General features: G+C 70.9%; 10 protein-coding genes. 4 read left to right on the top strand and 6 right to left on the bottom strand.

Annotated features, from left to right (window positions below; translation table 11 throughout):
- Positions 1–200 precede the first annotated feature (200 nt).
- From ACYQBY_RS17330 to ACYQBY_RS17315, 4 genes are all read left to right on the top strand, one after another.
- Positions 201–926: a hypothetical protein gene (locus tag ACYQBY_RS17330; protein ID WP_459645134.1), complete on the top strand. Its 726-nt coding sequence runs from the start codon at positions 201–203 to the stop codon at positions 924–926.
- Between the two features lie 47 nt (positions 927–973).
- Entirely contained in the window at positions 974–1,222 is a 249-nt protein-coding gene (locus ACYQBY_RS17325) for a helix-turn-helix domain-containing protein (protein WP_459645133.1), read from the top strand.
- 183 nt (positions 1,223–1,405) lie between these two features.
- Positions 1,406–1,834 (top strand): hypothetical protein, encoded by a 429-nt coding sequence (locus ACYQBY_RS17320; RefSeq protein WP_459645132.1) that lies wholly within the window; start codon positions 1,406–1,408, stop codon positions 1,832–1,834.
- A 113-nt stretch (positions 1,835–1,947) separates the two neighbouring features.
- Entirely contained in the window at positions 1,948–2,400 is a 453-nt protein-coding gene (locus ACYQBY_RS17315; protein ID WP_459645131.1) for a hypothetical protein, read from the top strand.
- A gap of 124 nt (positions 2,401–2,524) precedes the next feature.
- Here ACYQBY_RS17315 and ACYQBY_RS17310 read toward each other — a convergent pair whose 3' ends face one another.
- The 6 genes from ACYQBY_RS17310 to ACYQBY_RS17285 form a co-directional block, all read right to left on the bottom strand.
- Positions 2,525–2,839 (bottom strand): hypothetical protein, encoded by a 315-nt coding sequence (locus tag ACYQBY_RS17310; protein ID WP_459645130.1) that lies wholly within the window; start codon positions 2,837–2,839, stop codon positions 2,525–2,527.
- Between the two features lie 654 nt (positions 2,840–3,493).
- Positions 3,494–5,479: a glycoside hydrolase family 6 protein gene (locus tag ACYQBY_RS17305; RefSeq protein WP_459645129.1), complete on the bottom strand. Its 1,986-nt coding sequence runs from the start codon at positions 5,477–5,479 to the stop codon at positions 3,494–3,496.
- An 89-nt stretch (positions 5,480–5,568) separates the two neighbouring features.
- On the bottom strand, positions 5,569–7,566 hold the full coding sequence (locus tag ACYQBY_RS17300) for an SGNH/GDSL hydrolase family protein (protein ID WP_459645128.1): 1,998 nt from the start codon (positions 7,564–7,566) through the stop codon (positions 5,569–5,571).
- A gap of 95 nt (positions 7,567–7,661) precedes the next feature.
- Positions 7,662–9,614, bottom strand: coding sequence for a DUF4832 domain-containing protein (locus tag ACYQBY_RS17295; protein WP_459645127.1), 1,953 nt, complete (start codon positions 9,612–9,614; stop codon positions 7,662–7,664).
- 187 nt (positions 9,615–9,801) lie between these two features.
- Entirely contained in the window at positions 9,802–10,128 is a 327-nt protein-coding gene (locus tag ACYQBY_RS17290; RefSeq protein ID WP_459645126.1) for a hypothetical protein, read from the bottom strand.
- Positions 10,129–10,131: 3 nt separating this feature from the next.
- On the bottom strand, positions 10,132–12,060 hold the full coding sequence (locus ACYQBY_RS17285; RefSeq protein WP_459645125.1) for a hypothetical protein: 1,929 nt from the start codon (positions 12,058–12,060) through the stop codon (positions 10,132–10,134).
- Between the last annotated feature and the right edge of the window lie 197 nt (positions 12,061–12,257).

Raw genomic sequence — 12,257 nt, 5'->3', positions numbered from 1 at the left:
ACTCTCAGGCCGCCGGGCGCGATCGTCAGCGGCTGAGGCTGCGCCGAAGGCAGAAGTGGATGGGCTTCGCTGAGAGACGGACGGCGTGGTCCTGGGGCTGTTCGGGTGGCGTCACCGGTCCTGGTTCAGCTTCCTGCCCGGCGAGCCGATCAATCGAGTGTCGATCGCTCGATCCTCGATACGGCCCCTAGGAGCACCGCATGGCCATCACCTTCACCCGCCGCCGCCCCGAGGGCCGTCAAGGTGCCGCGGCGCAGCCGCTGCGGATCAGCCTGCTCATCGGGGCCTTGAGCGTGTTCGGCATCCTGGCCCTGCTCATCGGGGTAGGGACTGCAGTGGTCGCCACCGGGCAGTCCGGCACGCCGATGCACCTGCCGGTCCGCCTGGCCGGTTCCCTGCCCTTCCCCGCCCAACAGGTCGCCCCCCAGCAGGTGCAGGCCCTGGCCCCGGATGGCGCCGACACCGCCATCTACGACGGCGACGGCCAAGACGCACCGACCGGCATCACCGCAACCGGGGGAGGCCTGCAGGCCGAGGTCGCCTTCCTCGACCACCCCGTCGATGCGGGAGTGGCGCTGGCCGCGCACTCCGGGGCGGGCGTGGCGGGGGTGAGCATCGCCGTCCTCATGGCGCTGCTGGTGCCGCTGGTGCGCACCACCGCCTCCCGTGAGCCCTTCGCTCCCGGCAACGCCGCCCGCCTGGCCGCTGCCGCCGGCGTGCTGGTGCTGGCCTCGATCGCGGCCTCGGTCCTGCCCTACCTGGGGGCGCAGCGGCTGCTGCAGTTGCCCTTCATCACCGAGAAGGTGTGGGTGGCGGACCTGCAGCCGGTGCTGTGGCCACTGCCGGCTGCGGTGCTCCTGCTCGTCCTGGCCGCCGCCGTGCACGCCGGCGCCCGCCTGCGCGAAGACACCGAGGGCCTGGTCTGAGCCCGATGGCCGCACCCACCACCCCCGCTGCTCCTCCACGCGAGCCCGTGACGCAGGCAGGAGCCGACGTCGACGCAGGGGCGGAAGTACCGCACCGCATCCGCTGCCACCTCGACGTCCTGCTCAAGCAGCGCGGGATGACCATGGCCCAGCTCGCCGCCCGCGCCGGGATCACCGTGGCCAACCTCGCGGTGCTGAAGAACGGCCGCGCCCGCGCGATCCGCTTCTCCACCCTCACCGCCCTCTGCGACGCCCTGGACTGCACCCCCGCGGACCTGCTCAGCCTCGACAACTGACCGCCAACGCCCGGACTCACTTCACCAAGTGCACCTGTCCCGGCCCTTCCCCTACACCTGCTTACCCTTTGGAGCTTCCCCATGTCCGACACCGCGCTCGACCCGGACCTTGACCTCAACTCGCAGCCAGCCACCCGAAGCCGCCACCAGGTCAGGCCCCTCCTCGCTGCTGGTGCGCTGGCCGTGATCGCAGCGTCCGTGGCCACCCACCTCGCCCTGGTCGACGACGGCCGGGCCGAGCGGCAGCCAATGGCGCCCACCGCGGCCTTCGCGGTCCTGGCCGCGCCGCAGCAGCCCGGCGACGTGATCGACAGCCCGCACCTGCGTTACCTGGTGCGCCCCGACACCACCCGATTCCTCAGCGACACCCCCCTCGGCCCGGCTTACCTCGGCGTCGGGGTCACCGGCGACGCCTGCTTGCTCACCCTCAGGACCCAAGGCGGCGAGGTCGTCCCCGACGCGGGCTGCACCCCCTGGCCGCCGGACTCCTCCACCGCCGTCATGGGCGCCGACGGACCTCGCGATGAAGACGTCCTCCTCGTCCCCGACGGCTACCAGCACGAGGAGGACTGGCGCGGCGTCCACCGCAACCTCCTCATCAAGGTCATCTGACCGCGCCGCCCACCACGCGAACGCACGACTCCGACGCTGTTCCAGCGCAGTCGAGGACCGCTCGTGGCGCCTCTCTGTCGAGGTGCGCAGTCGCCGACCGGTAGAACGCTGGGGTGAGTGCTTCGCAGGAGACGATCCGCCGCATCCGGCAGACACCGCGGCAGTGGGCCGATGACGTCCACGCCGAGGTGCTTCGCCTGCTCCAGCGTCCCAGTCACGAGGTCAGCCCCGGCGATGGACCGGTACGGGTGCTGCGCTCATGGACTGCGGTGGAAGACGGCCAACCGGTGCTCTACCTGATCTACCGTCACCCGTGGTGGAGCTTCACCACCGGCCTGCGCCGGGTGCTGGACGAGGTGGATACCTACCCCCTCGACATCCCCAGCGACGGCCTCGACCCTGCCAAGGACCTCGCCGGGGACCTGGTCACCTCCGACATCGAGGAGTCGTTGGGTCGCGTCAGCGAGTCCATGGCCCCCGACGCGGAGGGCGTGTGGTGGTGGGGACACCCACCACTGCCAGCGGATGAGAATCGCCGAGGCCCTGCACCCGGAACTCACCGCTAGACCGACCAGCGCAGGCAGGAAGGACCGCACACACCGCGCTCAGTGGGCGATCATGTCTACCAGTAGGCGCCTGACCATCCCGGTGACCACGTGGCCAGTGGTGGACTGCGCCGGAAGCGTGGGGTCACAGCTCGACGGTCGGCTCCACAGAGCTGATGACCTTGCCCTGATCCCGTGCGTACTCGATCTCGCGCCGTGTCGAGGATCCGACATAGCCGCCATCGCTGACCACGCGGACCTCGTCCGCCAGGTCGATCCGCCTCAGGTGCAGCTCACCCAGCGCGTCGCGCCTGGCGGGCGTCAGCTCCTCACTGATCGCCTCGGGAGCGAGCACGATCACGCCCAGACACGTCAGTCGTTGTCGCTCCGACTCGAACAGGCTCTGAAAGCGCAGCGAGCCACAGAGGCACACCACCCTCGGTCGTTCGCGGGCATCCACGCACAAGCCTCCTCGATGCGACGAAGTCGGCCGGCGGGCCAGGGGCCAGTCGTACACCACAGTCATGGACGCTGCTCCGTCCTCCACCAGCGTTGGCAGCCCTCACGGACGGCCGGCAAGCGCGAGCGTGTCAGTGCCGCCGGACAGGATCTGTCAACGGCGACCATGCCAGGAAGTTGACGCAAGACATGGATGATCGGTGGTCACTCCGGGTGGAGGAGGTGCGGATGCCTGGTGGCATGGGACCACGACCGCGCCCGCAGCCCGGAGAGTCGGAGTGGGCGGAGTGGGTGGAAGCTCGCCAGCGGGAGGAGCTCGCCAGGCGAGCACGCCGATTCTGCTGGGTTCAAGGCGGACCCGAGGCTCCTGGGCCATGGGCAGGAATGGTGATCGCTTGGCAGCGCGATCCCGGCAGCGGGTGGCGAGCCGAAGTTGTGTACCTGGTGGATGACGTGACGCCAGCCGTGGTCGTGTGCACCTGGGTGGAGGCACGGAACCTGCGCCCAGCATGAAGCGAGTGCGGGCGCCAGGCCCAACCTGGGCAGGGCCGGGCGATTCCGAGGAATCACCCGGCCCTGCCCACAGTCGGAGACTGCTGGCGGTCCTTGTGGTCGTGCCGACATGCGCAAGCCTCTGTCTCCGAGGGCGATTGGGTCAGCCTCCGGCAAGCTGAACGGCTCGCTCCTGCCACCACTGTCCGGCGGCCGGACCGCCGTTGCACGTCCCGTCGGAGTCGCCCGGTGTCTTGATCCACAGCCAGGCGTCCACCGCAGCGTCACCGGTGGCAGTGGTGAAACCGCGCCCGACTCGACGACCCGGCGGGTTGCACCAGGCGTCCTCGTCCTCAGCGGCGGCCGGGCCGGCCCCGTTGCGGCTGGTGTCGATGACGAAGTGCCCGTCACCGCCCAGCGCCTTGAGGACCTGGCGGCCGTAGGAGGTGCTGGCTTCGGTGCCGACGTAGTTGCTGACGTTGAGGGAGAACCCCCGTACCCCCTCAACGCCAGCCGCCTTCAACCGGACCGCCATCTCCTGCGGGCTCTGCCAGCCGGCAGTGCCCGCGTCGAGGTACACGCTGGCTCCGGCTGCGGTCAGCTCCTTCCCCGCCTGGGCGAGCAGAGCGGCCCGCTCGGCGCGGGCCGCATCGGAGAGGCAGTCCCAGCCCGCCACCGCGTCGGGCTCCAGCACGACCACCGCACCGGAGTCGCGCACGCCCTGGGCGAGCAAGTCGATCCAAGACCGGTAGGCGCTGGCGCTGGCGAGGCCACCGGCGGAGTAGCCGCCCGAGCAGTCACGCGAGGGAATCGCGTAGGCGACGAACGTCGGCGTCTGGTGCGCCGCCGTCGCTCGGCGCACGACGTCGGCGACGGTGCTGGTGACGTCCCGCGTCCAGTCCCCGATCCAGACCGCGGAGCCCTCCGCAGCCAGGCGCTGCAGCGCGGCCTTGTCTCGCGGGTCCGTCGCGGCTGCGGCGGCCTGCGCTGCCTTGCTCTGCGGGTCCACCCAGGGTCGCCCGGCAGCGAAGGGGCCGTCCGAGCTCCGTCCCGGCGCGCCGGATGCGGCGTCCGGCGTGGAAGGCGTCGTCGGCGCGGGCGCCTTCCCGGTGCTGATGCGGAAGTTCTTGAAGTCGACGTAGCCGGTGGCCGGAGGGCCGGGGCGGTTGATGAAGACGTCACCCATGAACTCGTTGACGCCGGTCGTGTCGCCGGCCTCGCGCCAGCGGACGTCGCTGACCTTGACGCCCTGGCGTCCGTCGATCCAGACGCCCAGCTCGCCGTCGTTCTTGCCGGGGGTGTTCATCTTGACGTGGATCTTGACCTCGAACCACTCACCGAAGGTCATCGGCAGTTGAGTGCCGTCGCCGTTGTGATCCTCGGTGAGCGGGATCCGGATGCCCCACTTGCCGTCGTAGTCCTGGCCGCCCGCGTGGCCGGCGTAGATGTACGCCTCCCACCAGGGGTCCGTGCTGTCGCCCTTTGGGGGCCGCGGGGTGAGCCGAATCGACCACGAACCCTCACGCTTGTTGCCGCCGGAGGAGGCGTACCAGAGGCTCTCGTTGTCGGGCACGCCCGCCAGGCCGGGCAGCTTCCCCGTCGTCTGGCGGTACGCCTGCTCCATCTCCTTCGGGATCCGCACCTCGTAGGTCAAGGTCGCCTCGTCCGTGGCTGCGATGCGGGAGCGGATCTTGCTGCCGTCCATCTCCCCCTTCTGCATCACTACCCGGGAGACACCAGGGCTGGGCGAGGACAGGTTCTGCGGGGCGTCGTCCTCGCTCTCCCCCGCGTCTCGCAGGTCCTGCAGCGTGGCGCCCTTCGTCTGCTTCTCAGGCGCGTCGCCGCGGGGCGGCTTCTTCACCGCGTCCTCCTTGCTGGGCTGGTCGCCGCCGAACAGGGCCTCCCACACCTGTCGCAGCCAACTGCGCTTGTCCTCCTCGCTGGCATCGGCTGCCGGCGGCGCGGGCAGCGAGCTCGCCCCGCTGGCGTCGGGGGCTTCCGGCGTCGTCGGGCTCACCGGGGACGTGGACGTCGGCGTGGGTGTCGCGGTCGGGGTGGCGGCAACGGCAACGGCGGCGGTGGGTGTCGAGGTAAGCAGGGTGGCGCTGACGAGCACGCAGGCTGCGGTCGTCCGGCGGGATCGGGGCATCGGGGCCTCCTGGGGGGATGCGCTGGCGCGAGTGGATGTGGGGCTCGTACGAGGTGCTCGTCGCGAGGGTGCAGCGGGTGGGGTGGGCGTCACGGTCGCGCCGTCGCGGGGGACGGGGCGGTGAGGACCTGCTCGAGGACGGGGCGCCAGGCGGCGGCCATCTTGGTGTAGCCGGAGGCGTCGGGATGGACGTGCTGCCCCTGCTGGTAGTCCGCCTCCTTGTCGAGGTCGGCGGGCGCCATGTCGACGAAACGGACCTGGGCGCCCTTGCTGGCTCGGTCGGCCACGACGTCGGGCACGAGGGCGTTGAAGGCGGAGACGTCGACGTACATGGGCGCCAGCGACGCCACGAGCACGGTGGTCTGCGGCCGGGCGGCGTGGATTTGGTCGAGGACCGTGCCGAGGCGCTGCGCCGCCTCAGCGGGGCTGGCGCCGTGAATGAGGTCGTTGGTGCCGGCGTGCAGGAGCACCACGTCCGGGGTGTGAGTGCGGACCCAGTCGCCGGCGTGGGAGGCGAGGTCCTCGCCCTTCGGGTGCTCGGCCAGCCACCATCCGCAGCGGCCCTCATGCGCCCGCCCGCCGGGCATGTCGGCGGGGCCGTTGGTGAGGGAGCCGACGTAGCGGATGCGCCCGGCGGGGAAGGACTTCGCCAGGTCACCCCGGTAGGACCCCTGCTCGGCGCGGTGGGTGCTGGTGTCGCCGCAGCGGCCATCGACGGGGAAGCCATCGGTCAGGCTGTCGCCCAGCGGCATCACGCGGACGGTCCCGGCCGGGGCAGTCTTCGGGCTCGCCTTGGGGCTGGCCTGCGGTGACGAGGTGGAGCTCGGCGTCGGGGATGCCGTGGGCGTGGGCTCTTCGCGGGGCGACTCCTCGTCACCGCCCTTGGTGGGCTCGTCGTCTCCGAAGAGGATCAGCCAGGCCCGCTGCAGCCAGTTCAGCTTCTCCTCCTCGCTGGCGTCCTCACCGGGAGGCTGCGGCAGTACCGTGCCCTCGTCGTCGTCCCGGTCCCCCGAGGGCGTCGGGCTCGCCGAAGGCTTCGGCGAGGAGCTGGACGACGGTGTCGGGCTCGCGCTGGGCTTGGGGCTCGCACTGGGCGTCGGGCTGGCGCTGGGGGCGGGCTTGCCGGTGCTCGGTTCGCCGCCTCCACCGATCCGGCCGGGGGCGTTGTTGTCGACGACGTGCAGCATGGTGAAGACGCGCTGCAGGTCCTCGTGGAACGTGCCGCCGTCGGAGAACTCCGCACCCCGCTCGACGGAGAGGGCGTGCACGTCCCAGGCGGTGTCGTCGACCAGGTAGCCGCCGTAGTCGCGCAGCGCCTCAGCGATCTTCCGGGCGTTCTCCGAGCGGATGAAGCTCAGGTCGGCGTCGGGCTTGAGGGCGAGCAGGGAGCCCATCCGGACCGCCGAGACCTTGCCGCCGTAGCCGCGGCTGGCGTAGGAGTCGGCGGTGCGGGCCGGCCACCGCTTCCCGCCCTCGGCGAGCGAGCAATGCTTCTTGCACCACAGGTTGATCTTCAGGGCGTGGTCGAGGGAGGCCCTGCTGAGGTCGCCCTTGCGGATGGTGCCGCCGATGCCGGACATGTGGGAGCCGCCGTGGCAGCCCTCGATGCCGTCGCCGCGCAGGCTGAGGGAGTCCCCCGTGGTGTACTGCCAGGAGGGGTCACCACCGGGTGAGAGCCGCAGGGGCTGCCCGGAGATGACCGTGTCGGGCTTGTCCGCCCTGAGGAACGTGGCGCAGCCGTTCCACTTCCCGTTGTGCTGCAGGGATGGGTCCACGTGCACCGGGATGGACCCGTTGAGCTTGCGCACCGGATCGGAGGGGTCCACCGAGATGATCTCCTCATCGACGGTGATCTCGCCTCGGTGCTTGGTGGTCCGCTCGATGCCAGCGGGCACGAACTTCGCGCCGGAGCCGATCGGGGTGTACCAGATCGAACCCGGGAAGGGCTTCGCCGTGAGGCCGGCGGAGGCCCGGTCCGGGCCGGGTGCCGCGGTGGCGGTGGGTGCCCACAGGGCAGGCGTCAGGGCGGCAGTGAGAGCCAGCGCGACCAGGCCGGCGCGGGCTCGGGGAGGGCGATCGGTCGACATGGGGTGGCCCTTCGCGTCGCGATGCGGATGACGGGGAAGCAGGGAGGGCCGGTGCGCCCGGAGACGTCACCGAGCACACCGGCCCAGAGATCAGGTCAAGAGACCGTGATGGAGCCGAGCGGGTACCCGCCGCCGGCGGTGCGGTTGGTGTTCGCCAACTGCAGGGGCTTGTAGTAGCCGTCGCGGTCGACGACCCTCACCGCGAGCTCGTACTGCCCGGCCGCCATGCTCGTCGGCACCGTGAAGGAGTCCACGTGCTCCGTCTCCCCTGGCAGCACCTTCTGCAGGTCCAGGGTCGAGCGGCCAGTCCAGACGGCCTTGCTCCCCTTGCGCAGCTCGTAGAGCACCACCCACGGCTCGTAGGCCGGGGTCACGCCGCCGTTCTGCCACGTCGCGGTCACCGAGAACGCCGTCCCACGCGGAATCGGGGTCGGCAGGGTCACCTGATCGATGTGGAAGCGGAACCCGGCGAGCTTGCCCGCGGCCTGCATGGCGTCCTTCTCGGCCTGGGAGAAGTGCTCCGGACCGAGCTTCATGTTGCCGTTGGAGAGGGCTGCCATGTGGAACTCGCGTACCTGGTCGACGGCGTTCGCAAATCGTCCGTCGCCCGGCATGATGTTGACGAACTCACCGATCGCCGGCGCCACCTTCCACTGATCCTTCATCTTCGCCCAGTGGCGGTCTCCGTCGCGCATGTCGATCATGCCCTGTGCGCTGAAGCTGTCGTTGCGCCAGCCGACCGCGATGTCGTCCTTGCCATGGCGGAGGCTCATCGCGTACTCCACGCCAGCCTGCACGTCGTTGTTGCCGTGCAGCATGATCCAGCGCTTGTTCGGCATCGCCTTGATGTGCGCGTCGATGATCCGCTTCTGGGTGGCTTCCGTCGCAGTGGTGTAGGGGCCATTCGGGTACTTCAAGGGCCAGGTGTGCCACTCGCCCCAGTTCCCGTAGAAGCCAATGTCCAGCATCCCCACACGTGGATCGTCGGCGTACCTCTCCCCTGCGGCAGCCAGGAACCGCTCCACCGCCTGCAGGTACGCCTCGCTGTTCCAGTCCGGCACCCAGTGCCGCTTGCCCTTGTCGGTGGCCCAGAAGCCGCCGGCCTCCGCCTGGAGGTACCCAGGGACGGAGGACTCGGGGCCGCCGAAGTGCATCGACATGATGCGGAAGCCGAACTTCCCGCAGCGCTTCTGCGCCTCCGCGAGCTCACGGTCGATCTGCGACCAGTCGTACTTGCCCTTGGCGGTCTCGATGTCGGACCACTCATAGCGGTCGTAGGTGTACTGCGACGGCTGCGGCTGCTTCAACCATTCGTGCCCCAGCCACTTGAACAGACCCGCCCCCGGGTTCGCGATGGCCGGCGCCGACATCGGCACCGCAGTCGCCTTGAGCGCGGTCGCGCGGGTGCCTCGCGGAAGTGGCGCCGGCGCAGACTCGTTCGAGCCGGCGGGCCTGGCCGCGTCCGTCGAGGGCTGCGTCTCACCCTTCCCGCCGTCCTCGGTGGCCGTGGCGGTGGCCGTGGCGGTGGGCGTGGCGGTGGGCGTGGCCGTGGCGGTGGGCGTGGCCGTGGCGGTGGGCGTCGACTTCGTCGCCTCGCCGTCGGACGGGACACACGACGGTCCCTCCCCTCCCGTGGGGACGGAACCGCTCCCGGAGCCCTCCTCCGGGCCACGCTCCGGCGTGACACCGCCCCCCGGCTGGTCGTCGCCGAACAACGCCTCCCAAGCCCGGCGCAGCCAGTCGAGCTTGTCGTCCTCGCTCGCATCGGCGCCGGGCGGCTCCGGCAGCGCGTCGCCGGAGCCAGCCGACGCGGTGCTCGTGAGCGTGGCCGCCGCGCTGCTCGTCGCCGTGGGGCCCGATGTGGCGGTAGCTGAGGGCGTCGAGCTCTGCGATGACGACCCCGTCGGTGCGGCTGAGGGCTGCGCGGCCCAGCTTGGGATGGCGTTGCCGACGGTCAGGGTCAGGGCCAGGGCCGCGGTGAGGCCGAGGCGGTGCGATCGGTGTGAGCGGCGCTGTGCAGCGCGTCCGCTCTGCTGAGGGCTGTTCACGGGTTCCTCCGGTGAGGGTTGCTGAGGGAGCGTCGCGCCGCGTCGGCTCTGGCAGGGGCGGGAGCCGGACGCTGAGCCGTGGACGGTGAGGAGGGGACGCCGGGGAGGCAGGCAGCGGTCACCATCGCGGCGACCGCTGCCCGCCCTGCTCCAGCTCCGGCACCTGGCGTGCCGGGATGCCGGCGTCCTACAGGTCGGGGTGCAGAAGGTGAACGACTTGAGCCAGCCACGCCATCGGCTGCAGGGCGAGGACCACCGGCGTCAAAGGCGCGGTACCGCCGTCGCGGCACCGGTTCCGGCTGAATGCCTCACCGATGACCACAACCGTGGTCGCCAGGACTGCGGCGGCGAACGCCGCCCATGCGGCCCAGACGAACAGCCCGAAGGGGATGGCGACGGCCAGCATGAGGGCTTCCGCGACGAGCACGCCGACCGCGATGACGGTTCCAGCGTTCACTCGTTGCGGAGGTGGCTCAGGGCGTTCGGTGTCGAGGATCTCGGCGGTAAGGCGCACCACTCAGCCGCCCGTCGGGGCGGTACGAGCGTGGTCCGTCTCGGTCTCTTCCCTCGTCGTGGGGTCGGGAGACGAGGTCGTGGCCTGGCGGGCGCCACCGCCGAACAGCTCTCGGTAAGTCGCCGCCGCCTTGGGCATCTTCGTCACGTTGGGCGACAGCTCCCAGTTGGTGCCGTCCTTGGCGATCTCGAACAGGGCCTCGCCGGCCACCTGGCCGGCACCGGGTCCGGCGTGCTTGGTGAAGAAGGAGTGCATCCCGCGGATGAAATCGGGGTGGTCGCCGTCCTTTGCGGAGCCGGACCACTCCGGCACGAACAGCGGCACCCCGTGCTGCTCGGCGGTCTGCCGCCAGGTTTCCAGGCCCTTCGGCCCGCCGCCCCCGTCCCGCTCGGTGAGCAGCTTCTCGAAGTCCGCCTTGCTGCGCTGCACCGGGAACGCGTTGTAGTAGTCGACACCGATGCCGTCGACCTTCTCGGGGACCAGCTCGCTGGAGTCACCGTCGAAGCCCACGCTCTCCTTGTTGAACGTCAGAATGAGCATGGAGTCTGGGAACGTCTTGCGCTTGACCTCGTACATGCGGTCCAGGGCGTCGCGCACGGCCCTCTCCTGGCCAGCCTTGACAGACCAGTCGTACCAGTTTCCGTTCAGCTCCCAGGCAGGCGACCAGATCAGCGTGCCGGGACGGTCTCCCCACAGCTCCTCGCCGGTGGAGAACATCTGCGACCACCGCTCGTCGTAGTCGCCGGCCGCAGCCTTCTCCCACGAGCCACCCGTCGGGAACGGCTCGACGGAGACGATCAGCGAACGGGGCTGTCCGTCCGTGGTGGTGCTCCACTTGTCCGGACCGTACTCACCGCCGGGGCGCAGCGCGGCGAGGGTGATGGAGTTCTCTCCTCCGTGAGCCCACGTGTTCGCCAGCACCGCCTCCTTGCCGCGGGCCGCGCCCAGGCGGTCCTTGGAGCCAGAGATGCCCGAGAGCCACTGGCCCGGTCGCATGTCCTTCAACCAGGACTGCGTGCCCGGCTGCGTCGGTGCGGGGGTCTTGTCGTCGCAGTCTCCTGAGGCGCCCTTGGCTCGCTCGGCGGCCTCGCGCACCGCCTCCTTGCGGACCTCGTCGGAAAACCATCCGCTGCTGTTCTGGCCGTCCTCGACCGTCCGCCCCGAGCCGGCAGAGGGGGTGGGCGTGCTGGAAGCGTCAGGCGTGGGCTCGCCCTCGGGGCCTCGACCGTCCTCGGAGATGCCCTGCCCGGTCGTGTAGGGAGGCGCCGTCGGGATGCTCGCCCGAGCGTCCTCGGGGCAGTCGGTCCCCGTCGTCGGAGTTGCGGTTGAGGTAGGTGTCGGAGTCGGCTCGCCGTCCGTGGTCTCGTCGTCGTCGCCGCAGCCGGGCGGCGCCGGGTGGATGGTGATGCACAGCCGCTCCTCGGACGGCCTGCTCGTCCCCGGCGTCGGGGTGGCGGTCGGGGTGGGAGCCAGCTCCTCGGGCGTGGTGCCCTCCGGCTTGTCGTCGCCGAAGAGGGCACGCCAGGCCCTCTGGAACCAGTTCAGCTTCTCCTCATGGGTGGCGTCGGGTCCGGGCGGGGGCCCGAGCACCACGACCTGCGGGCCGGAGCTGGTGTCGACCGTGACGGCCTCGGCCGGCTCGTCGTCCGCCGCCGAGGTGGGCTCGTCGGGGTCCGGGGTGTCGCCCCTGGGTCGCACCTGCCCGTCCGTGCCGGTGTTGGCGCGGACCGTGACAGGCTCCTGGTTCCCGCCGGAGCGGTAGATCACCAGGACCTCGCGGCCGTCGATGATCCGCTCCTCGACGTGCAGTCCCGTGGTGTCCCCCTCGATGACGTACGGCTTGGTGCCGGTCGAGGAGGTGGCGGTGGCGGTGGAGCCGGTGTTGGCGAGGGCGGAGGCAGGGGCGAGGCCGCCGATCAGCGCCCCCGCCATGGTCAGGGTCAGCGCGGCGGCTGCCGGCCTGCGTCGACGACGCGGACGGGCAGGGGCCCTTCGCGTCAGGAGGGGATACTGCACGTGGTCCTCCGATGATCGGTCACTGGGAGTGATGGGTGATGCGGACGGACTCGACACCTGGAGCAGCGGGTGGCCGCGTGCTGGCTGCTGCGCTGCGATCGGGTGTCGGTCGG

The organism is Kineococcus anabasis (genome assembly GCF_054590795.1).
This window is presented reverse-complemented; position numbering and strand designations above follow the sequence as displayed.

What these genes read in the sequence shown, in the direction of transcription:
- ACYQBY_RS17330 (WP_459645134.1), top strand. Translation starts at nt 201, where the DNA reads ATGGCCATCACCTTCACCCGCCGCCGCCCCGAGGGCCGTCAAGGTGCC.
- ACYQBY_RS17305 (WP_459645129.1), bottom strand. Translation starts at nt 5,479, where the DNA reads ATGCCCCGATCCCGCCGGACGACCGCAGCCTGCGTGCTCGTCAGCGCC.
- ACYQBY_RS17300 (WP_459645128.1), bottom strand. Translation starts at nt 7,566, where the DNA reads ATGTCGACCGATCGCCCTCCCCGAGCCCGCGCCGGCCTGGTCGCGCTG.
- ACYQBY_RS17285 (WP_459645125.1), bottom strand. Translation starts at nt 12,060, where the DNA reads ATGGCGGGGGCGCTGATCGGCGGCCTCGCCCCTGCCTCCGCCCTCGCC.